The sequence below is a fragment of the Vibrio sp. MACH09 genome (genome assembly GCF_033238805.1).
GTDB lineage: Bacteria > Pseudomonadota > Gammaproteobacteria > Enterobacterales > Vibrionaceae > Vibrio.
The window spans coordinates 2,554,406-2,576,295 of sequence record NZ_BSFZ01000001.1; the positions used below are offsets into that span (position 1 = coordinate 2,554,406).

20 protein-coding genes are annotated in these 21,890 nt (G+C 41.7%); 5 read left to right on the forward strand and 15 right to left on the reverse strand.

The window, feature by feature from the left end:
- Nucleotides 1-59: 59 nt before the first annotated feature.
- The 7 genes from CHJ_RS11445 to CHJ_RS11475 all read right to left on the reverse strand — a co-directional run bounded on the left by CHJ_RS11445 (nucleotide 60) and on the right by CHJ_RS11475 (nucleotide 5,565).
- A complete protein-coding gene (locus tag CHJ_RS11445) occupies nucleotides 60-338 on the reverse strand; it encodes a hypothetical protein (protein ID WP_317917716.1) in 279 nt (92 codons plus the stop codon).
- Nucleotides 339-349: 11 nt separating this feature from the next.
- A complete protein-coding gene (locus CHJ_RS11450) occupies nucleotides 350-1,801 on the reverse strand; it encodes a type II and III secretion system protein family protein (protein WP_171751366.1) in 1,452 nt (483 codons plus the stop codon).
- Between the two features lie 11 nt (nucleotides 1,802-1,812).
- A complete protein-coding gene (cpaB, locus tag CHJ_RS11455; RefSeq protein WP_171751365.1) occupies nucleotides 1,813-2,565 on the reverse strand; it encodes a Flp pilus assembly protein CpaB in 753 nt (250 codons plus the stop codon).
- Nucleotides 2,562-3,890, reverse strand: a complete 1,329-nt coding sequence (locus CHJ_RS11460) for an ATP-binding protein (RefSeq protein WP_317917717.1) — start codon at nucleotides 3,888-3,890, stop codon at nucleotides 2,562-2,564. Before CHJ_RS11460 ends, cpaB begins: the two co-directional genes overlap by 4 nt.
- 36 nt (nucleotides 3,891-3,926) lie before the next feature.
- Nucleotides 3,927-4,424, reverse strand: coding sequence for a prepilin peptidase (locus CHJ_RS11465; RefSeq protein WP_317917718.1), 498 nt, complete (start codon nucleotides 4,422-4,424; stop codon nucleotides 3,927-3,929).
- A gap of 88 nt (nucleotides 4,425-4,512) precedes the next feature.
- The gene (locus CHJ_RS11470; protein WP_171751362.1) at nucleotides 4,513-4,710 is read right to left on the reverse strand and encodes a Flp family type IVb pilin; all 198 of its coding nucleotides are present in this window, start codon (nucleotides 4,708-4,710) and stop codon (nucleotides 4,513-4,515) included.
- A gap of 690 nt (nucleotides 4,711-5,400) precedes the next feature.
- Complete coding sequence (locus CHJ_RS11475; RefSeq protein ID WP_317917719.1) at nucleotides 5,401-5,565, reverse strand: hypothetical protein; 165 nt, start codon at nucleotides 5,563-5,565, stop codon at nucleotides 5,401-5,403.
- 181 nt (nucleotides 5,566-5,746) lie between these two features.
- On the opposite strand from CHJ_RS11475, the gene CHJ_RS11480 reads away from it, so the two are divergent.
- Entirely contained in the window at nucleotides 5,747-6,511 is a 765-nt protein-coding gene (locus CHJ_RS11480) for a helix-turn-helix domain-containing protein (protein WP_317917720.1), read from the forward strand.
- 160 nt (nucleotides 6,512-6,671) lie between these two features.
- Entirely contained in the window at nucleotides 6,672-8,381 is a 1,710-nt protein-coding gene (locus CHJ_RS11485) for an AMP-binding protein (RefSeq protein WP_411861547.1), read from the forward strand.
- A 63-nt stretch (nucleotides 8,382-8,444) separates the two neighbouring features.
- Here CHJ_RS11485 and CHJ_RS11490 read toward each other — a convergent pair whose 3' ends face one another.
- Nucleotides 8,445-8,909: an ASCH domain-containing protein gene (locus CHJ_RS11490; RefSeq protein WP_317917722.1), complete on the reverse strand. Its 465-nt coding sequence runs from the start codon at nucleotides 8,907-8,909 to the stop codon at nucleotides 8,445-8,447.
- Nucleotides 8,910-9,112: 203 nt separating this feature from the next.
- On the opposite strand from CHJ_RS11490, the gene CHJ_RS11495 reads away from it, so the two are divergent.
- Nucleotides 9,113-9,322, forward strand: coding sequence for a VF530 family DNA-binding protein (locus CHJ_RS11495; protein ID WP_171751357.1), 210 nt, complete (start codon nucleotides 9,113-9,115; stop codon nucleotides 9,320-9,322).
- Between the two features lie 174 nt (nucleotides 9,323-9,496).
- Here the strand turns inward: CHJ_RS11495 and fusA are convergent, their stop codons facing one another.
- Together fusA and radA are read right to left on the reverse strand one after the other, a co-directional pair.
- Nucleotides 9,497-11,584, reverse strand: a complete 2,088-nt coding sequence (gene fusA, locus CHJ_RS11500; RefSeq protein WP_317917723.1) for an elongation factor G — start codon at nucleotides 11,582-11,584, stop codon at nucleotides 9,497-9,499.
- 238 nt (nucleotides 11,585-11,822) lie between these two features.
- Nucleotides 11,823-13,202: a DNA repair protein RadA gene (gene radA, locus CHJ_RS11505; RefSeq protein ID WP_171751355.1), complete on the reverse strand. Its 1,380-nt coding sequence runs from the start codon at nucleotides 13,200-13,202 to the stop codon at nucleotides 11,823-11,825.
- Between the two features lie 109 nt (nucleotides 13,203-13,311).
- On the opposite strand from radA, the gene CHJ_RS11510 reads away from it, so the two are divergent.
- Nucleotides 13,312-15,660: a PilZ domain-containing protein gene (locus CHJ_RS11510; protein ID WP_317917724.1), complete on the forward strand. Its 2,349-nt coding sequence runs from the start codon at nucleotides 13,312-13,314 to the stop codon at nucleotides 15,658-15,660.
- 31 nt (nucleotides 15,661-15,691) lie between these two features.
- Here CHJ_RS11510 and serB read toward each other — a convergent pair whose 3' ends face one another.
- The gene (gene serB, locus CHJ_RS11515; protein WP_317918114.1) at nucleotides 15,692-16,642 is read right to left on the reverse strand and encodes a phosphoserine phosphatase; all 951 of its coding nucleotides are present in this window, start codon (nucleotides 16,640-16,642) and stop codon (nucleotides 15,692-15,694) included.
- Nucleotides 16,643-16,748: 106 nt separating this feature from the next.
- Between serB and CHJ_RS11520 the strand changes: the two genes are divergently transcribed.
- On the forward strand, nucleotides 16,749-17,363 hold the full coding sequence (locus CHJ_RS11520; RefSeq protein WP_317918115.1) for a YtjB family periplasmic protein: 615 nt from the start codon (nucleotides 16,749-16,751) through the stop codon (nucleotides 17,361-17,363).
- 113 nt (nucleotides 17,364-17,476) lie between these two features.
- Here the strand turns inward: CHJ_RS11520 and deoD are convergent, their stop codons facing one another.
- The 4 genes from deoD to deoC form a co-directional block, all read right to left on the reverse strand.
- A complete protein-coding gene (deoD, locus tag CHJ_RS11525; RefSeq protein WP_171751353.1) occupies nucleotides 17,477-18,193 on the reverse strand; it encodes a purine-nucleoside phosphorylase in 717 nt (238 codons plus the stop codon).
- 80 nt (nucleotides 18,194-18,273) lie between these two features.
- Nucleotides 18,274-19,494 carry a phosphopentomutase gene (gene deoB / locus CHJ_RS11530; RefSeq protein ID WP_317918116.1) on the reverse strand — a complete coding sequence of 407 codons (1,221 nt, stop codon included), beginning with the start codon at nucleotides 19,492-19,494 and terminating at the stop codon, nucleotides 18,274-18,276.
- Nucleotides 19,495-19,515: 21 nt separating this feature from the next.
- Entirely contained in the window at nucleotides 19,516-20,847 is a 1,332-nt protein-coding gene (gene deoA, locus CHJ_RS11535; protein WP_317917725.1) for a thymidine phosphorylase, read from the reverse strand.
- Between the two features lie 83 nt (nucleotides 20,848-20,930).
- Entirely contained in the window at nucleotides 20,931-21,707 is a 777-nt protein-coding gene (deoC, locus tag CHJ_RS11540; protein ID WP_171751350.1) for a deoxyribose-phosphate aldolase, read from the reverse strand.
- Nucleotides 21,708-21,890 lie beyond the last annotated feature (183 nt).

Genomic DNA, 21,890 nt, shown 5'->3' on the forward strand with positions numbered 1-21,890 from the left:
TAACCACTTGCTCTGAAAAATGACTAATTCGTTAACGAATACTAACTAAACCGTGTGCATTACTTAGACAGCGGTATCGCTAACACGGTTTGAGTGTTAATGGATTTGTTTTCATCACTTGCCGTCTCTTTATGGTAAAGATCCAAAGTCGCCTGCATTCGCTCTCCACTTCCTTCAGGAATCACATCTTTATTCTCTAATGAGGCGTTAGGGTTATAAATCTGCTCTTGCTTAATAAGCGCCACAGACTGACCTAACGGCATGGGTTCTTTAGCACACCCCACAACGAGTAAGGTAACCAATCCAATCAATACCTTATTGAACAGTGATATTCTCATAACCTACTCCCCTATAAACTATGCCCAAACTTACCTTCCGAACCGCCCAGCTCAGTAGAAATCGGCATTTGATACTCTGCCTTTTCTGGTTGGTTAAGCTGCTTTTGTCGTTCGAAGTGCGAGTTTTTCCCTAACAGATAAAACTCCCAGTCTGATGGCGCTACAAATCCATCGGTGGGTAAAGTCACTTTGCTTCGGTCAATAGAGCGCGCTAACCGTGGAGTCACTAAAATAACCAACTCGGTCTCCCCCGATACAAATGACTTACTAGTGAATAACTGACCTAATACTGGGATATCACCAAGTCCGGGTGTTTTACTTACTTTTTCTCGCAAGTTTTCACTTAATAGCCCAGCAATACCAATGGTTTGTCCATCTGCCAGCTCTAGTGTGGATGAAGCGCTACGAACCGTTAAAGCAGGAATGATATAAGTGGCATTGCTATCACCACCAGACAGAGTAACGGCATTGGTAGTACTGAGTTCACTAACCGAAACTGAGAGGTTTAAATTGATTTTTTTATCGCTTAGTACCGTAGGTATAAAGTTAACCCCGACACCAAACTCTCGATACTCAATGGTAATACCATCTTCATCAGGAACAGGAATGGGGAACTCTCCCCCAGCCAAGAATTCTGCCTTAGAACCACTTAACGTGGTCAAGTTTGGCTCAGCCAGCACCTTCGCTACACCATTCTCTTTGGCAATATCCAACGCAAGAGTAAACAGGGTATTTCCATCAACTAAAGAGGCTAAGAAACCGGTCGATTCATATCCTGGCACACCAAAAACTGGAGTGACCACAGAACCATTGGTGGTGAAATTGCCGCCAACCGTACCTCCGCCGATGCCAAAATCACCACTTTTCTGGAAATAATTGAAGTTAGACTCAAAGCGCTTAGTTAGGCTACGTTGAACCTCAGCAACCGTCACTTCTATCATCACTTGCTGAGCACCACCTATACTCATTAAGTTGATAATGCTGGATTTATTTACCTGTGTTTTTACATCTTTATCCGCGGTTGAACCTCCAGAGTATGTTTCAGCAATTTTTAGCGCCAAATTCATTTTCTCTTGGGTGCTTATCTTGCCACTCAGTATCAGTTTATTTTTTGAGCTGTGCACCTTTATCGTTTCATCGGGAAGAAACTCATACAGTTTTGCTTTGAGATTATTCAGGTCATGTGAAACTTCAATGTTAAGTGTTTCTATTAACTTCCCACTTCTATCCCATACGCTTAGGTTGGTGGAGCCCAACTTCTTGCCAATTAAAAACAACTCGCTAGATTTTAAAATAACAATATCCAGAACTTCAGGATCCCCTAAGGAAACTTTAGCCGCTTTACCCTGAAGTTTTATTTGTACTGATTTATGGTGAGGAACATTAATGCTTCTTCCAGTCTGAGCTGCGATAACAGACCATGAGAAAATCAGTAGGCTAAATACAACGATGACTCTTTTCATAGTTTCGTTCCTCAATCCTTAACACTCACTTTGGAGGTTTGTGAGCCTTTGATGATGGTAACGGTTGGTCTTGGAATGTACTTTTTGCGAACCACTTTTTTTTCTATCGTTTTAGGATTTCTCAATGCCAACTGAATGCTGCCTTTATTTTTCTCAGACAGTAATTTCTCCGCTTGCAGTGGTGATAGCTCTAAAGTAACAGCCCTTACAATAACGGGCTTGTTGTCATCCGTTCTTGCAGTTTGGTCCACCGCTAATACTCGGACGTCTTTTAAAATAGTGGCGGTTTTAACATAGGTATCGCTGTATTTGATGGTGTTTAAGATATCTACCTTATTGCCGGGCAAGAGAAATCCCGCGACACCGATAACGTCATTAACTCGAATCGTAATCGCTCGTTTGTCCTTGGATATCATGGATGCAAGAGTGGTCCCTTCTCCTGGACCGGCCATTCTGAGCCCATTGATGATTTCACCAGCAAAGACATTATCTTTGCTTATCATTCCGACTAACTCTTCTTTCGAGCGGTAATGATTGTCAGATAGCCACCCAACTTCTAATAACTTGGTAGTAAGATGATTTTCATTCAGCTCTACACCCGCCGGAATATTCTGTGCGGCAATAACCACTGGGTGGCGTTCAATCCTTTCTACTTCGACTTCAGGCTGTTGCTGCTCTTCCATCCACTGCCTAGCAACAAACACCGCAGCCAAACCAAATACAATTGATAGTAGAAGTAAGAAAATCACTTGAGTTTTACTCATGAGGCTTCTCCTTGCTCATCTGCTGTAAAATAGAGATCCCATGCTTTAGCCATAATTTCCGGCGTTATAACAGGTTGTAGCTCTTCAAACATAACAATGTCTTTGCTAATGCCAGCAATATCTTTTGGCAAGCAAGGATAGAGGCCAACATCAAACTCTCTATGCAGTTCAAACAGTGTAGACATAGCACTATCGAGAAGCTCCATTTTGATTTTATCGGCTACTGTTTCCCAAAGTTCCCGATAATGTGCCTCTTCAAGTGCATAAAATTGAATTTTGTACCCCAAACGACGCAGAAAAGCGGGATCAGCTATTTTCTGCGGATTGAGGTTAGTGGAAAAAGCCAAGGTCAATACAAATGGAACCGTTACCTGCTGTCCGTTAGGTAAGCCCAAATGATCGATACTGTACTCCATCGGTACAATCCAACGGTTTAAAATGGTATCAACTGGCATTGGTTGGCGCCCAAGATCATCGATAATAAATATTCCGTTGTTAGCCATCATTTGTAAGGGCGCAAGCCAGACTTTGCTGTGTTCAGTGTGATTAACTTCTAACATGTCCATGGTAAGCTCACCGCCAACTTGCACATTAGGACGTTCACACAACACCCATCTTTTATCGTACTGCTCTTTTAGGTTGGCAGACTGCTCTTTAGGTGCGACGTGAATGGGGCGATGATGCTGGGGTGAAAATACGCGCATGATATTTCCGGCAGCAAAGACAGCATACGGAATGTACACCGAGGTATTTAGAGCATTTAGTATACGGCTAGCAACATAACTTTTCCCTGTTCCTGCGTGACCATACAATAAAAGCGCTCTTCCTGAATTAATGGCAGGACCAAGTACTGATGCCAAACGTTCTGAGCCATAGACATCTTGCAGTGCTCGGTCAACATCACCACGCTTGACTAGGTTTGCCCGGACATCTTGCAATTCAACCAATTTCTCATACTGCGTTAAAGAGACTGGCATTGGCCCCAAATAAGCATCTTTTTTAAATGCATTATCTGCTTCTTCTAACCCTTGCTCTGAAAGTGCAAACCTGACGTTACCGCTTTTGGTTGTGTCAGAGTAACCGGTATTTAATTCCGCTTGATACACTTCTACACATGAGCGTTGGCGCAATTGTGCCACCATGTTTTCAACCATGTGGCTAACTACGCCTAATTGAGCCGAGAGCTCTAAAATGCTTGATTTGGGATAGGCCGAAAGATGTTTGATAACCAGATTTTCAAGAACAACCGCAGGAATACCTAAGTCTTCAATAGAGACAGGAACAGCAGGCGCGTCAGCCTGAGGGGTAAGATGTGAACATGTCATACATCCTCCTTAGTGCTAGCATCCATAGCTGTCTCCTTAAATTGTAAAATAGCTATATAGAGCCATCCCTATCATTATTGCTGGTGCCATCGGCATCTGAGTGACATGAATATCAACGTACTGTCTGGTGTGCTTATTGGCTAAATAAGCCAATTTTTTAGCGCTAAACGAAGAGCCAAAATGGATACTGTTGTAGACGTAATAAAAAATGCCCACCAATGCAGAGGCGATAATTAGGTAAAATGCTAGGCTAGATAAATTATGCCATCCCTGCCAAAAACCAATTACGGCTAACAGTTTCACATCTCCGGCAGCCATAGCTTTAACGATATAAAAAAACAGACTCACCGCAAAAACTGTCGCGCCGCCTAACAAAGAGTCTAGGATCCAAGCCCCCTCTTTAAGTAACGCGTTACTACCCAATACAGCGAAAAACAGCAAAAAAACTAATCGATTTGGGATTCGGTTATCTTTTAAGTCCACCAACGAAATGGCAAATAATATTCCCCAGCACACCAGCCACAGTAATTGCACATCCATTCTCCGCAAATTAAGACCCTAGATTGCATTAATCCAGAGTCTTAATTGTTACTTATATCGAGCTTGTTGTTGGCCACTTACATTAACCACCGGTCGTAGTGGAGCCGTCATCAATACCGTTAGCAATGGAGCTTAGCTTGTCGGATAAAGTACTACTAAAGCTATCAAACAGCACAGTGAACCCACCAACTAGCAATCCTGCTCCAATTACATATTCCACAACTGTTAAACCTTCTTCATCCTGATAAAAGTCTTGGCAAAATTTAATAAATTTACTCATAGCATGTTACTCCTGATTCTAGTTAGCCATACTTTCTGATGGCTTCCCTTATAATCTAGGAGTCTGAATTAATTTAAGTTAGGACTTTTTTATTATCAGCTGGTACTTTCATGTCATGCAAACCTTAACGAATATTTTTATCAATAAGATTTATCATTCCTTTTTATTAAGATTAAACTGTATAAGAGAAATATAAATGAGATAAAATGTATATTTCTCCATTTACATCAACAATATAACCAAAAAGAAAAGCAACCACACACATATTAAAAGAATAAATTATCCCTTTAACTTCATGTAAAAAATAGAAATTCCAAAAAAGTTTTATTTCACATACGTCTCAAAGATGATAATAATTTCATATTTACATCATTTCATTTACAGTATATAAATAATCACTAAATTAGCATTTAAAAACAACAACATACAATCACCAACAAGCCTCCCCCCAATAGATACGCCACTCTACAACGAATCAAAAGGTACATTTACGTAACAAACCGAACACATAAGAAACATCTTTTGTTCATACTTGGAAGGAATATCTATATTAGAGCAAGAGTACTATTCGTACTATTCTGAAGGAATCATTTAGAAGCCACACTAAACAATTTAGCGACTGGCAAATAGCTAAGATAGGCAAAAAATAGAATATTTTAAATTATAAATAATAGATATTGATAACTATTATCACTTCATTAAGGATGACATTTTTGCAATAAGAACATCAGCAAAATCTGAAAAGAAACCGGTAAAACCAACAACTAACAGCCCTGCTCCTACTACATATTCCACAACCGTTAGGCCTTCATCATCATTAAGAAACTGAATTATTTCCGCTTTTACACTAATCATAACTCCACCATAATCAACTCTATCGCTGATAACAAAACATTTACATTTTACTATAAATAAAAATAGGCCAGAGAATGTACTATCGCTAGTTTTATTCAGGATTTATTTGCGTTCACTTACTCAACAACTAAGCTAAAAAATATAAATATTAATAATCAATGCATAATAAGGAGGTACATTTATGGATCTATTTCGTGCCCCTCAAGGTCATTGGTTAGGTCCTTATCTTCACCCGCTATCTTCAGTTGACGCTTGTTTGCTAGAGACGCAGTTTGAGATAGTTCAACATGGAGAAGACATTTCAGTGCTAACCCGTTCGGAAGTAGACTATGTTTTATTCTGTCTTTCCGCAGACAATTCTCCCTTACTAGAAACCGCACTCAAGATCTGCGTCAACCTTAATAAGCATCTGATTCTCTTTCACACAAGCCAAGATGACATCATCAAATTTGATCAATCCATGATCATTCAATCTATTGATATCTCTTCCTCAACCGCTAGCGAAAGAATTAAAGCGCTCTCCCTGCAGTTATCAATGCAACAGGCAAACTTAACGCCTATGGATGAAACCCTCACCAATCAACAGGTCGATACGCATTCAGGTAGCCGAATTGATATTTTTCGCACTCTCAAACATATTGACGACAACTTAGAGAAAGAAATAAAGGAGGAAGAACTGGCGGCGCTATGCCACTACTCCATCAGCTACTTTTCTAAACTGTTCCATAATGTTGTTGGTATTAGTTTTCGTGATTACTTGACCAATAAGCGAATCAATCACGCAAAGCACCTTTTAACTAAGCGGAAAAATGAGAAGATTGCCGCCATCGCTTATCAATGTGGTTATAACGATGTATCTTATTTTTCTCGTATTTTTAAGAAGAAAACGGGACTTACTCCGGGAAACTATCGAAAGATCAATCACTACGGTCATAGCCATATCTGAACGAACAACATCAGTGATGTTAACCAGTCCACATATTCTGGCTTAGACTAAAGAGTTATTTAAACGCACGTTTAAAAGTTATTGTATTTGTTATACTGTGTTACACTTAAATTAACATTTTTATAACATAAAACGATAAGTAGCCATGGATGGAAACAAGATGACTCAGCCTCAACTCTCTGACAATTTTGAACAATCTCAACAACCTCAAGCTAAATGTACGCTTCCTCCACCCAATGAGCTTATTTTGCAGTGGGCTGAAAGTCGACCAGATGAGATCTATCTGAAACAAATTATCAATCGTCAGTTTGTGGAATTTAGCTACGCGGAAGTAGCAGATAGTGCGTTAAGACTCGTCTCTGCTTTACAAGAAAAAGGGCTTGAACCTGGAGACAAAATTGCTCTAGTGTCTAAAAACTGTGCAGAATGGTTTATTACGGATCTAGCGCTCATGTTAGGGGATTATATTAGCGTCCCAATCTTCCCGACAGCAGGTGCCGATACCATTGACTACTGTGTAAAACACAGTGAAAGTAAGGCTGTTATTGTAGGAAAGTTAGATAATAGCCAAGCTGTTAGTGACGTCATATCCAATAATCCTGATCTAATCACCATCGCCCTGCCATATGACAGCGCCGCTGAATGCCAATATCAATATGAAGAACTGATTAAAGCAGTAGAGCCAAGTGAATTACGTCCTCAGCACTATGACGACAAACTAATGAGTATTGTGTACACCTCTGGCACATCAGGAGTTCCAAAGGGCGCTATGTTAACTTATGGCGCATTTAGCTGGTCTGCACAGAAGTTGATTGAACATATTGGTATCCAACCAAACGACCGACTTTTCTCTTATCTTCCCTTAGCGCATATTACAGAGCGAGTGTATATTTTTGGTTCATCTATATCCGGTGGCATCCAAACCGCATTTCCAGAGTCTTTAGATACCTTTATCGAAGATGTAAAAATGCATCGCCCAACTCTCTTTATTTCGGTTCCACGTCTATGGGCACTCTTCCAACAGCGAATACAAGACAAGCTTCCACAGAAAAAGCTTAATATCCTGTTAAAGATTCCTTTCATTAACTCTATCGTCAAAAAACGAGTCATAGAAGGACTTGGGCTGGACCAAGGTCGAGTACTTGGTTGTGGCTCGGCACCTGTTTCTCCTGCTCTCTTAAAGTGGTATCACAGCGTAGGAATTAACATTACCGAAGCATGGGGGATGACGGAGTCATTCGCTTACAGCACCATAAACTACCCCTTCAGAGCGGATAAAATAGGAACCGTTGGAAATGCTGGCCCCGGTATTGAGCTTAAAATTGCCGCAGATGATGAAATTTTAGTGAAAAGTAACGGGATGTTTTCCGGCTACTACAAAAACGAACAAGAGAGCAAAGCCTCTTTCGATGAGCAAGGTTGGTTACATACCGGTGATATTGGTGCCATTGACAGCGATGGCTACCTTACTATCCAAGGGCGTAAAAAAGACACCTTTAAAACAGCAAAAGGCAAGTTTGTCGCCCCCGTTCCAATCGAGAATAAATTATATCAATATAGCCGAGTTGAGATGATGTGCTTGGTTGGTTTAGGCATGCCTGCACCTATTCTGCTGGCGGTTCCTCACCAGTATCCAAATTTTGATAAAGAACGCTATGAACGACGTGCAACCAAAGTCATTAAGCGTATGAATCAAGAACTGGAGTCCCATGAGAAAATCAAAGGTGTACTGATGATCAAAGATCCGTGGAGTATTGAAAACGGAATTTTGACGCCAACACTAAAAATAAAACGCCACATACTTGAGAAGAAATATCATGATGTTGGGGTAAATTGGCCATCAGATAAATTGGTCGTTTGGGAAGAGTAAAACAGTAGAAGAGGTGCCCGATCAACGCGGTACCTCTTCTGACACCACTAATGGTGACTCTAACTAGCCATAAACTCGCTTAAACCGTTCACAAACTATCAATTGCTCTTCATGCCACGTTAACCCCAGTTCATCACAGACCGACTGGAAGAATTCAATATGGGACTTTTTCCAATGCGCATAAGAGCGATCGCCTTCCCCTTCTTCATAAGCAAACTCTGGGCTAATTTGGTTAAAAGGCAAATAGGTCACTTCTGTTGTCTCTATAATACATACCGGCTCTTCATCCCAGTTAAGCACGACAGTAAGCCGGCCACATTCAGGCAACTCTTCTTTATCAAGAGCATAAGCTTCATATAAGCTACAGGTGGCCGTTTTGGTCCCTTGCAGTACAAGTTGCGCACAAGTATTGGCATTATATTCGTCGGCACAAAAATACTCAGCGACCACTTGATTACTATCACTTGGTTTATCTTTTGCTACGGTTTGCAAATATCTCTCTAAATAACATTGGTGATACTCTTTCATCCATAGTTTCCTTATAATCGACACAACAGTGTGATGATGAGCATTTTAGCTATAAATGCCGACTCAGCATATATGATTCTTGCCGTAGAATGACTATGCCTTCAAATCAGTGCCTTGATCAGCAGCCAATACATTCTCGCTGAACAAGCGCCTTGAGGTCACTTGAGTACAACATTCCAACACCATTTTTATTAAGGCTCATTATGTCGCAACCCAACAACCCTTTGCACGGGGTAAAGCTAGAAAAGCTACTGACAGACCTTGTTGAACATTATGGCTGGCAAGAGCTCAGCTATATGGTCAATATTAACTGTTTTAAAAAAGACCCAAGTATTAAATCAAGTTTAAAGTTTTTACGCAAAACAGAATGGGCAAGAAATAAGGTAGAAAAGATTTGGCTTGATATGCAGTGATAGCTGAACGATTGGTTTTATAACAAGGTTTAACTAAAACACCTAGAATTGTCTGTTCGGCGAGATCACTTGGCTTCTGAATAAGATAGTAGAGTTTAGAATCATCTGAGTACATAAACAAAAAACCCGAAAGTTTTCACTTTCGGGTTTTTAAGTTTAATCAGATAAAAAGAATTACTTCTTCTCTTTCTCTTCTTTAACTTTTGCAATTACTGCTTCAGCAACGTTCATTGGACACGGTGCATAGTGAGCAAATTCCATTGAGAATTGACCACGGCCAGAAGTAATTGTACGTAGGTGACCGATGTAGCCAAACATTTCTGATAGAGGAACGTCAGCTTTAATACGAACACCAGTAGCGCCAGCTTGTTGGTCTTTGATCATACCACGACGACGGTTAAGGTCACCGATAACATCACCAACGTGATCTTCTGGAGTGAACACATCAACGTTCATGATAGGCTCAAGAAGTTGTGCGCCAGCTTTAGGCATAGTTTGACGGAATGCGCCTTTTGCTGCGATTTCAAATGCGATTGCAGATGAATCCACTGCGTGGAAGCCACCATCAAATAGTTCAACTTCAACGTCTAACGTTGGGAAGCCAGCAAGAACACCGTTTTCCATCATAGATGCAAAACCTTTCTCAACTGCAGGCCAGAACTCTTTAGGTACGTTACCACCAACAACTGTTGAAGAGAACGTGAAACCAGAGTTAGGCTCACCAGGCTTGATACGGTAATCAATTTTACCGAACTGACCAGAACCACCAGACTGTTTCTTATGCGTGTAGCTATCTTCAATTGCTTGAGTGATTGTTTCACGGTAAGCAACTTGAGGAGCACCAACTGTTAGGTCAACACCGTAAGTACGCTTAAGGATATCAACTTTGATATCTAGGTGAAGTTCACCCATACCTTTCAAGATAGTTTCGCCTGAATCTTCATCAGTCTCAACTTGGAATGATGGATCTTCTGCAACCATCTTACCGATAGCAATACCCATTTTCTCTGTAGAACCTTTATCTTTAGGTGCAACAGCGATTGAGATTACTGGATCTGGGAAGATCATTGGCTCAAGAGTACATTCATGCTTAGGATCACATAGAGTGTGACCAGTTTGAACGTTCTTCATACCTACAACAGCGATGATATCACCCGCTTGTGCAGATGTTAGTTCGTTACGCTCATCAGCTTGCATCTCAACCATACGGCCGATACGCTCTGTTTTACCTGTTGCAGCGTTAAGGATAGTGTCACCCTTGTTCATTACACCAGAGTAGATACGGATAAATGTAAGCGCACCAAAGCGGTCATCCATGATCTTAAATGCTAGAGCACGTAGTGGCTCATCAGCAGATACAGTTGCAACTTCACCCGTTGGCTCACCAGTATCTTTATCAGTTAGAGGCTGAGGATCAACTTCTGTTGGTGCTGGTAGGTAATCTACAACAGCATCAAGAACTAGCTGTACGCCTTTGTTCTTAAATGCAGAACCACAGTATGTTGGGAAGAACGCAAGATCACGAGTACCTTTACGGATACAACGCTTGATGTCTTCGATAGAAGGTTCTTCACCTTCCATGTAAGCTTCCATTAGATCGTCGTCTTGCTCTACAGCAGTTTCGATCATTTCTTCACGGTATGCTTCAACATCATCAACCATGTCAGCAGGAATTTCTTTAATTTCGAAGTTTTCTGGAAGACCAGTGTCATCCCAAACGAAAGCTTGACGAGTTAAGATATCTACAACACCAACGAAGTTATCTTCACGACCGATAGGAAGTGTCATAACAAGTGGGTTTGCACCAAGAACTTTTTTCACTTGGTCTACAACGTTGAAGAAATCAGCACCAACACGGTCTAATTTGTTTACGAAGATCAGACGAGATACTTCTGATTCGTTCGCGTAACGCCAGTTAGTTTCTGACTGAGGCTCAACACCACCAGAACCACAGAATACACCAACACCACCGTCAAGAACTTTCAGAGAACGATATACTTCTACTGTAAAGTCAACGTGTCCAGGAGTATCGATAACGTTTAGACGATGATCGTTCCAGAAACAGCTTACTGCTGCTGACTGAATGGTAATACCACGCTCAGCTTCCTGATCCATGAAGTCTGTAGTAGATTCACCATCATGAACTTCACCAGTCTTGTGAATTTGACCAGTCAGTTTAAGGATACGTTCAGTTGTAGTAGTTTTACCCGCATCAACGTGCGCGAAAATACCAATATTTCTGTATTTTGATAAGTCAGTCATTGTCTTACTCTGTTAATAAGGTATAAAAATGCGCGCAGAGTATATCACAATCCAACAGGACTGATACCCTTGCGAGCTTATATGTAATAAAAAAGTTTTTTATCCTACCACGCAGTGAAATTCGGCGTAAGTAATTAATAGATTTTAGCGCAAAAATTTACGCTATTTTAACTTTTTTGTTGCCTAGGACAACGTTTTGGTCGGCAGTATACACGACATCCGTCTGGTTTTTAATCAATTAAAGCTCATCAAACGCTTCTAATGCCTCTGATAATTTCTTAACACCGTGTATTTGCATACCGGCAATCCCTCCTTTAGGCAGGTTTGCGGATGGAACGATTGCTCGCTTAAAGCCATGTTTATAGGCCTCCATCAATCGCTCTTGCCCACTAGGCACAGGACGAATCTCCCCCGCCAATCCAACCTCACCGAAGACCACCACGTCTTTTGCCAGCGGTCTATCTTTAAAGCTGGATAGTAAAGCCATAACCAACGCAAGATCAGCACTGGTCTCAGTCACCTTTACGCCTCCCACTACATTAACAAAAACGTCCTGATCCGCCATTTGCAGACCACCATGTTTATGTAATACAGCCAGCAGGAGTGATAATCGATTCTGTTCAAGTCCAACCGCAACACGCCTTGGGTTCGCTAACTGAGAATAATCAACCAATGCTTGAATCTCTACCAATAGCGGACGTGTCCCTTCCCAGACCACCATTACAGAGCTGCCCGCGGTTTCTTCTTCTCCACGAGAAAGAAAAATAGCTGAAGGGTTAGTAACCTCTTTCAGTCCTTGCCCCGTCATAGCAAACACACCCAACTCGTTCACCGCGCCAAATCGGTTTTTATGGCTGCGAAGAGTACGAAAGCGGCTATCTGTTCCACCATCAAGTAATACGGAACAATCAATAATATGTTCCAGAACTTTAGGCCCTGCCAGAGTTCCATCTTTGGTAACATGACCAACAATGAAAACCGCAACATTATTCTGCTTAGCGTAGCGAGTTAACGTTGTTGCAGACTCTCTTACTTGAGCAACGCTACCCGGCGACGATTGAACATCAGCCACATGCATCACCTGAATGGAATCGATTACCATGATTCTAGGTTGCTCTTTCTCAGCAATCTGGCAGATTTTATCGACATTTGTTTCTGACAACATCTTCAAATGGTCTTTGGGTAAACCCAATCGAGAAGCTCGCATTGCCACTTGTTGCAATGACTCTTCACCAGTGACGTAAAGGGTTGGCATATCAGCAGATAAGCGACACATTGTTTGCAGCAATAATGTCGACTTACCAGCACCGGGACTACCACCAATCAAGATTGCCGCTCCAGGTACAATCCCCCCCCCGAGAACTCGATCTAATTCTTGAAAACTACTAGAAAACCGGGGAACTTCTTGTAAATTAATTTCGGATAAAACTTGTACACTGGACTCTGTTGCAGAACCGGCATAGCCCGCAAGCCTTTCATTCCTTGCAACTTGTGGTGAAGCGGCCATACGCACTTCAGTGATGGTGTTCCATGCACCACAAGCATTACACTGTCCTTGCCAGCGAGGGAAATCCGCGCCACAATCGTTACAAACGTAAGCTCTTTTAACTTTTGCCATACAACCTCAAGAAATACCTATTATTATCGAGTTATACTATTAAACAAATCAGCAGCACGGCCGATATAATGCGTAAGGGACGATACTTTAGCAGAACTCTATCAAAAATATGCAGCAATCTGAATTACTCTCACTCGTTGAAAAACTGATTCCAGTATATGGAGCCCCGGATTTCGATCTCGTTTTAGGTCAGTTGACTGAAGACGCGCCTCCCTCTGCCAAAGTGATCGCCAAAATGGAGCTGAATAGACTGATGGCTCCATGCACTAAGTCCATAGACCTACGTGGCAGAGTTCAAGGCGAATGTAGGGAGTATAAGCTCGATGGCAGAATCCACTGGCTAGATGATGTTGCCATTAACTCTTATCATAAGAAAATAAAACGTTTTGGTGGCTACACGGAAGGTGTCTACGAAGCGATGGTCAATACTCGTAACAACTTCCGAGTGATGCATCAAAATGAAAAAGCCGCTCATCACCCTACTTCTGATGCTCCTGAAAGCCCTTTTGCTGTAGAGACCATCAAACTAGGTATGATCCTGCACCGGCAGGAAAAACGCCTTAAGCTATCAACCCAAGTTACCATTGAGCTCCCAGATGGTCATCTCATTCATGCAACCAGCGTCGACCTTTCCAATTCAGGTGTTAAGTTAAAAGTTCCCACCGCTTTTGAGTACAGCCTAGGTGCCGTCATTCAAGCGCATTTTACTGAACTGGAACAAGAGACAGACATTGCAGAACTAAATAACCGAATCGATTATCGCGTCATTGGTATTGATGAGTGCCAAGAAAATGAAAGCATTCGTTGGTTACGTGCTTTACGGTTGACCGATACAGATGTTATCGCTCGTGCGATAGAAGTCTCTCTAGATAGCTCAAGCAAGAAAGCAAGCCACGATAATCAAGATAAGATTCTTCAAGCTCGCACTCACGGTTATGAGCATACTTATATAAAGCACACGCCGAACCTACCACTGCTCTTTTGTGGTAACGAACTCAAATATGCCTTATTAAATAATCATAACCATGATACTTGGCGCTACTGGCACGATGAACGATTTCAACAAGGATTTGGTGCACTGTTCAGTCCACAACGTATGTCTGAACTTGCTAAATCAGGGGTGAGAAACTCGAGTAACGTTATTTATGCGTTTACCCATGAACACCAAGGTAAAACGTTACATTATTCGATGATGTTGCCAGAAGCGACACGTCAAGAACGACAGCTGTTTTGGCATACTGCGGCCAGACGTTGCAGCTGGAAGGTCTATCGTATTCATATGTTTGAACTCAACTATGAAGAGAAAGCAAAGTTCGCCAATTATGGTGAAGGTATCGATCTTGAAAAGAACCCGATAACTCACTTAGGGGTGTTACAAGAGATCTCTAATGCCAGTTCAAAAAGAGACTATCAACTCACCGCTAAACCCGATCTCGATACCAGTGTTCTAAATAAATTTAGACATCCAAGAAAAATTACAGGCAATCCAAAAGGCATCTATTTTGATGCAATTTCTCGCCGCAAAGAGCAACGATTCCTATTTCAATCCCCGATCAATTTTGAGTCCGAAGGAAACGCTGTTATTTCAGGCACGACAATCAACTTTTCTTCACAAGGCCTGTTTGTAAAACTGAACACCCCTCTTGTATCTAAAATTGGCAATCTGGCAAAAATCAGTTTCAAAGAGCTACAATTTTACGATGAAAAGGCACCATTAACTCAAGTACCTTATAACATTGTTTGTATCAGCCCAGATGGTTTAAATATTCACTTAGCAGTAGAAGACAGCAGCAAAACCAGCCGTACCATTCACTTTTTGAAAAAATTGATATCCCATAATAAAAACAAATTGAACGCTATCGATGAGTTACTGCCAAGTGAAGAGATGCTGAACATCATTTATGAGTCTATTCTGACTCGACTAGTCAGCACGCCATACTATGTTTCAAAAGTAGATAAAATTCTTCAGCCTATCGCCATTGGCGTTAACTACCCATTAGCCCCCTACTTGAAACTGTTCCAAGATCAGACCAAGAAGAATCACTTCTCTTTAGAAAGTGTGTTTAAAAAACGCAGCGCCCGCTTATTGAAAGACCCACTGCGGCCAATTACCCCTTTAAATATCACTTACAACGACATTTACATTGCCGTGATCAAGAACCAGTTTGGCGAAGTGGAAACGATTCATACCAAGCTTGAAGGTGAATTTGCTAATCTGCAGGAAAGAATTCGATTTATTAAAAAGTCAAAACAGCTGGGAGAGTTTTATTCACTACGACTTTCAGGTATCCCGGTAGAAAACTCAATAACAAAAATTTTAAGCAAAAAGCTCAGTAAACTCGCCAGCGGCTCTTTTCATCAAACTAAGTCACTAGAAAAAGAGTTTGCTTCTATTATTGGCTTCGGTGAATTTATCGATGTGTCAGAAGAGGTGTTGATCAGGTTAGAGTTAACCTGATCAACCAGCCGTGATTATCACTTCACAATAATCATTTCATAATAGAAACAGAAAGCGCACACAGAACGCCACCTAAGCCGGCATACCTCACTGCAACTTGAGCTTGTTGCTCGACCTTAGGTTTGGCATGGTACGCCACCCCTAACCCAGCCACTCCCATCATAATAAGATCATTGGCGCCATCTCCAACTGCAACAGTATTGCTCATGTCAATGGCATACTCTTTGGCTAACGTTTCTAAAATTTCAGCTTTGCTATTCGCGCTAACAACCTCTCCGACAACATTCCCTGTAAGTCGACCGTCGGCAATATCCAGTACATTCGACTGAGCATAATCCAGCTCTAATGTCTCTTTAAGGTAGTCTGAAAAATAGGTAAAACCACCGGATGCAATCGCAGTCTTCCAACCATAATGTTTTAATGAAGCAATCAGTAACTTCAAATCAGGCATCAACGGCAGGGTTAACCTAACTTGCTGCAAAATCGCCTCATCCGCTCCTTTTAAAGCCGCGACTCTTTGTCTCAAGCTCTGCTCAAAATCCAACTCACCTTGCATTGCACGCTCAGTTACCTCAGATACCAGCTCACCTACACCGGCAAGTTTGGCTATTTCATCAATGCACTCAATTTGGATAACCGTTGAATCCATATCAAACACAATCAATCCCGGTTTAGATAAGTCAGGAATATCCGCGACTTCAGCATAATCGATATTCATGCTGTTAAGAATCGTTTGATGCTTGCTGGTTAGTCTTCCCGGCATTAATGCCACATCATACGAACCCACTTTCCATACATCCAAAATTGGCGTGTATTCTCCCAACTTAAAATCGAGCTCTTCAAACTGAGTTGATGTTAAAGAAGAAGAGAAGACAATCCACTGACCATCACCACTTACTTCCTTTGAAGAAAACCGAGTTATCGGAAAACGTTCTTTCAATTCTGCACTTTTTTCTATCTGCAACATATCTACCGCGTCCATGCCTATCATTTTTGTCATTATAAGAACGTTACCCTATTGCAATTTCAAAAGGCAAGCGCCAATATGTTCAAAGCTTAAAAAAAGAGCCTAATACAGTTAAATGCCTATGAAAACATCTCTGTTCTCCCTTCGATTGTTTATAAAAGTCATCGCCATCATCGCTTTGGTACTTATGTTTATATATACCGCACAAAACAGTGTGCTCATTAGTAAAGGCAATGAACAGATACAATCTCGACAATTAGAAACTCTCACTAAGGTCTTGGTCACTCAAGCGGCTCTTTCTGCGAGCAATATGATTGCCAATAGTGAACAAGAAAGGTTATTAACTCTTACGGATCAACTGGCAAAAGAGAGGCTCGTGTTCGATGCCACCATTTATAACTCCGAAGGAGTGAAACTGGCATCCAGTGCTGACGCGAAATCCGCCAGAGAAATATTGGGCTTAGATACGCCATTGGAAACAGCAAGTATCGGCAGGTTACAGCTGGTTGAACCTATTTTGGATAGTGACAGATTGATTGGCTATGTCCGAATCACTTTCGAGAAAGGAATGGTGACCGCTATTTCTGATCATCATTACCGTAAAAGCGATCGCTATATGTACATCATGATCGTGATGGGCTTTATCAGTGGTATGTTGATCACTCTCATTTTAAAACGTAAGCCCAAAACCAAAGGCGATAATCTGCTGCTAAATAAGTTAAAAAGTAAACCGTAATAGCAACCGGACAAAATCACCTCAGATATAAAAAAACCTCACTAATAACGATTAGCGAGGTTTTTTATTCTGGCTACTGTCTAATGTTCAGACAATAACGGCAAAAGAGACGATTACTCGTCGCCCAGAAGAACTGAGTCTAGAGCGATTACCATCATTTCGTTGAACGTAGTTGCACGCTCTTCAGAAGTGGTTTGGTCGCCTGTTTTAATGTGGTCAGATACAGTACAGATAGCAAGCGCTTTTGCACCGTATTCAGCAGCAACACCGTAGATGCCAGCCGCTTCCATTTCAACACCAACGATGCCGTACTTGTCCATTACGTCGAACATTTCTGGATCTGGCGTGTAGAAAAGCTCAGCTGAGAATAGGTTACCTACTTTTACATCGATACCACGAGCTTTTGCCGCTTCTTCTGCAGCTTTCACCATTTTATAGTCAGCGATAGCAGCAAAATCATGACCTTTAAAGCGAATACGGTTCACTTTAGAGTCTGTACTTGCGCCCATACCGATTACAACGTCGCGTACTTTGATATCTTCGCTAACCGCACCACAGCTACCAACACGAATAATTTTCTTAACACCAAAGTCTTTAATAAGCTCTGTAACATAGATTGAGCATGATGGGATACCCATACCATGACCCATAACAGAAATCTTACGGCCTTTATACGTACCCGTATAACCGTACATGTTTCTTACATCACACACTTGAACAACATCATCAAGAAATGTTTCAGCAATATATTTTGCACGTAGCGGGTCACCCGGCATTAAAACAACGTCAGCAAACGCGCCCATTTCAGCATTAATGTGTGGAGTTGCCATCAATTTATCCTTTAAAATTTGATTAAACGTTCAATCACATCAGGCGGCCAACTTATCAGACAGCCTGATGCGGTTATTCATTACAAAAAGTTTTTACCATAATCCATATCGGATGTACCAAAGTATTCAGCTAAGCTTTGACCGATATCAGCAAATGAAGTGCGTAGACCTAATGATCCTGGCGCAACTTTCTCACCGTATACTAATACAGGGATATGCTCACGAGTATGATCGGTACCAGGCCATGTTGGATCACAACCGTGGTCTGCTGTCATAATCACAACATCATCTTCTTTCAAAATAGCCAAAAGTTCAGGGATACGGCTATCGAAATACTCTAGTGCCGCAGCATAACCTGCAACATCACGACGGTGACCATAAGCAGAGTCGAAATCAACAAAGTTGGTAAACACAATGGTGTTATCGCCAGCTTCTTTCACTTGCTCTAACGTGGCATTAAACAGATCTTCTAAGCCCGTTTTTTTCACTTTCTTAGTGATACCACAGTTGGCATAGATATCGGCAATTTTACCGATAGAGATAACATCTCCGCCTTTTTCATCAACCAATTTTTGTAGAACAGTGGCTGCTGGTGGCTCTACAGATAGATCACGACGATTACCAGTACGTGCAAACTCACCGGCTTTTGGCCCAATAAATGGACGAGCAATGACACGACCAATGTTATAGTCTTCTAGCTCTTCTCTGGCAATTTGGCAAAGCTCTAATAGATTATCTAAGCCGTATGTTTCTTCATGACAAGCGATCTGAAACACAGAGTCAGCAGAGGTATAAAAAATAGGCTTACCTGTTGTCATATGCTCTTCACCCAAGTCATCTAACACTTGAGTACCTGACGCATGGCAATTGCCCAAGTAACCCGGAAGATTAGCACGCTTAACAATACGGTCTAATAGCTCCTGAGGAAAACTGTTGGTCTTATCGGTGAAGTAGCCCCACTCAAATAACACAGGAACACCGGCAATTTCCCAGTGACCTGACGGAGTATCTTTACCTGAAGAGATTTCCGCAGCATGACCATAAGCACCAATAATCTCTGCATCTTCATCTAACCCTTTAGGGAATGAACCTGTAGACTCTTTTGCTGCAAGCCCTAAACCAAGCTTAGAGAGGTTAGGTAGTGTTAATGGGCCTTTACGAATTTCGTTATCGGCTAGGCCATTAGCACAATGCTCAGCAATATGGCCTAATGTGTCAGAGCCTACATCACCAAACTTATCTGCATCAGCTGAAGCACCGATACCGAATGAATCTAAAACTAAAATAATCGATCTTTTCATCATATTCTCCATCAGATGCTGTTACACATCTTCCGCACGAATTTGGCGGTAAACATCTGGGGTTGCTATATATTCATCACTTCCAACGGTAATCGCTTGTTGAAGTGCATCCGCAGCTTCTTGCCATTGTTGCTCATTTCGAGCATGAATAACCGCTAAAGGCTTGTTGTCATCGGCAATTTCACCAAGACGAATAAAGCTCTCGAAACCAACGGCATAATCAATGCTATCTGTTGCGACACGACGGCCACCACCCATTCCAACAACAGCCATGCCGATTGCTCGGGTATCCATTGCAGAAACAGTACCGCTCTCTTTAGCATATACTGGTTTCACAATTTCAGCTTGATCTAGATAGTTTTGGTAATTTTCGACAAAATCAGCCGGGCCACCTAAGCCAGCAACCATCTTACCGAACTTCTCTGCCGCCGCACCATTATCCAATACAGCTTGCAGTTTCGCTCTTGCGTCTGTTGAGTCTTTAGCAAGATTACCTAGCACCAACATCTCGGCACATGACGCCATCGTCACTTCAAATAGACGAGGGTTACGGTATTCACCGGTTAAGAAACGAACCGCTTCTTTAACTTCAAGAGCATTACCCGCTGAAGAAGCCAACACCTGATTCATGTCAGTAAGAATAGCAGTCGTTTTGGTTCCTGCTCCATTCGCCACGGCAACAATCGATCTCGCTAACTCTTCAGACGCTTCGTAAGTTGGCATAAATGCACCAGAACCTACTTTTACATCCATAACGAGAGACTGAAGGCCAGCCGCTAATTTCTTAGACAGGATAGAAGCAGTAATCAACGAGATGTTGTCTACTGTCGCGGTAATATCTCTTGTGGCATAAACGCGTTTGTCTGCTGGAGCTAAATCACCCGTTTGACCAATAATCGCGACGCCAGCTTCTTTAGTTACATTACCAAACACATCATTTGTCGGTGTAATGTTATAACCTGGGATCGACTCTAACTTATCTAGAGTGCCACCAGTATGACCAAGACCACGACCAGAGATCATAGGAACAAAACCACCACATGCCGCCACCATAGGACCAAGCATTAATGAGGTAACATCCCCGACACCACCTGTAGAGTGTTTATCGACAATTGGACCATCAAAGTTCATATGGTCCCAATCAATAACCATCCCAGAGTCACGCATTGCACACGTAAGAGCAATACGCTCTGGCATAGTCATTTCATTAAAGAAAATCGCCATTGCGAATGCTGCAATCTGGCCTTCTGATACGGTTTCTTTAGCAACACCCTGAATAAAGAAGTTGATCTCTTCAGAGGTTAGGACTTCACCGTCACGTTTTCTACGAATAATTTCTTGAGGTAAAAACATTAGAATTTCTCCCGATGTTGATTCATTTATGAAGGGCAAAATGAAGATGGAACCTAGTATGGTTCCATCTTAGTCAGTACGAATTAGTATGCTGCTGGGTCTGCAGTTTCGTCTGTTACTTCTAATGTATTTAGTAAGTTAGTTAGTAGGCTAGATGCACCAAAACGGTAGTGCATGTTGTCTGCCCAGTCACCACCAAGAATGTCGTCAGCCATAGCTAAGAACTGAGCGGCATCTTCAGCAGTACGAACGCCACCAGCAGGCTTAAAGCCGACTGTTTTAGCAACGCCCATATCACGAATAACCTTCAGCATAATTTCTGCTGCTTCTGGTGTCGCGTTTACAGGTACTTTACCTGTTGATGTTTTAATGAAATCAGCACCGGCTTCAATTGATAGCTCAGATGCACGCTTAATTAGCGCTTCTTCTTTTAGTTCACCGGTTTCGATAATCACTTTAAGAAGTGTATCGCCACAAGCTTGTTTAACTTGTTTTACAAGCTCGAAGCCTGTTTTTTCATCACCAGCAATAAGCGTGCGGTATGGGAAAACCACATCAACTTCATCTGCACCATAAGCGATAGCAGCGTTGGTTTCAGCTACTGCGATATCAATATCATCGTTACCGTGTGGGAAGTTAGTTACTGTTGCGATACGAACTTCTGGTGTTCCTTGCTCGCGAAGCGTTTTCTTAGCGATAGGAATAAATCGTGGGTAAATACAGATAGCAGCAGTGTTACCTACCGCTGTTTTTGCGTCATGACAAAGAGAGATCACTTTTTCATCAGTGTCATCATCATTTAACGTCGTTAAATCCATTAGTTTAAGTGCACGTAGAGCTGCTGCTTTTAAATCGCTCATTTCTATCTCCGATCAATAAATTCAATTTGTTTTCCAAAATCACTAACTGTTCATCTGATAATCATGACATCAGGCTTAATGATTTCAGTTACGAAATGAACGGACTTGGTTCCTTGAAGACTCAGTATCTAAAAATACCAATTGCAATCCTTGTCACCGCACAGTACCAATATAATTTCGACT

Coding starts and splice junctions, on each gene's coding strand:
- CHJ_RS11445 (WP_317917716.1), bottom strand. CDS start 338: ATGAGAATATCACTGTTCAATAAGGTATTGATTGGATTGGTTACCTTA.
- CHJ_RS11450 (WP_171751366.1), bottom strand. CDS start 1,801: ATGAAAAGAGTCATCGTTGTATTTAGCCTACTGATTTTCTCATGGTCT.
- cpaB (WP_171751365.1), bottom strand. CDS start 2,565: ATGAGTAAAACTCAAGTGATTTTCTTACTTCTACTATCAATTGTATTT.
- CHJ_RS11460 (WP_317917717.1), bottom strand. CDS start 3,890: ATGACATGTTCACATCTTACCCCTCAGGCTGACGCGCCTGCTGTTCCT.
- CHJ_RS11470 (WP_171751362.1), bottom strand. CDS start 4,710: ATGAGTAAATTTATTAAATTTTGCCAAGACTTTTATCAGGATGAAGAA.
- CHJ_RS11475 (WP_317917719.1), bottom strand. CDS start 5,565: ATGATTAGTGTAAAAGCGGAAATAATTCAGTTTCTTAATGATGATGAA.
- CHJ_RS11480 (WP_317917720.1), top strand. CDS start 5,747: ATGGATCTATTTCGTGCCCCTCAAGGTCATTGGTTAGGTCCTTATCTT.
- CHJ_RS11485 (WP_411861547.1), top strand. CDS start 6,672: ATGACTCAGCCTCAACTCTCTGACAATTTTGAACAATCTCAACAACCT.
- CHJ_RS11490 (WP_317917722.1), bottom strand. CDS start 8,909: ATGAAAGAGTATCACCAATGTTATTTAGAGAGATATTTGCAAACCGTA.
- CHJ_RS11495 (WP_171751357.1), top strand. CDS start 9,113: ATGTCGCAACCCAACAACCCTTTGCACGGGGTAAAGCTAGAAAAGCTA.
- fusA (WP_317917723.1), bottom strand. CDS start 11,584: ATGACTGACTTATCAAAATACAGAAATATTGGTATTTTCGCGCACGTT.
- radA (WP_171751355.1), bottom strand. CDS start 13,202: ATGGCAAAAGTTAAAAGAGCTTACGTTTGTAACGATTGTGGCGCGGAT.
- CHJ_RS11510 (WP_317917724.1), top strand. CDS start 13,312: ATGCAGCAATCTGAATTACTCTCACTCGTTGAAAAACTGATTCCAGTA.
- serB (WP_317918114.1), bottom strand. CDS start 16,642: ATGGACGCGGTAGATATGTTGCAGATAGAAAAAAGTGCAGAATTGAAA.
- CHJ_RS11520 (WP_317918115.1), top strand. CDS start 16,749: ATGAAAACATCTCTGTTCTCCCTTCGATTGTTTATAAAAGTCATCGCC.
- deoD (WP_171751353.1), bottom strand. CDS start 18,193: ATGGCAACTCCACACATTAATGCTGAAATGGGCGCGTTTGCTGACGTT.
- deoB (WP_317918116.1), bottom strand. CDS start 19,494: ATGAAAAGATCGATTATTTTAGTTTTAGATTCATTCGGTATCGGTGCT.
- deoA (WP_317917725.1), bottom strand. CDS start 20,847: ATGTTTTTACCTCAAGAAATTATTCGTAGAAAACGTGACGGTGAAGTC.
- deoC (WP_171751350.1), bottom strand. CDS start 21,707: ATGAGCGATTTAAAAGCAGCAGCTCTACGTGCACTTAAACTAATGGAT.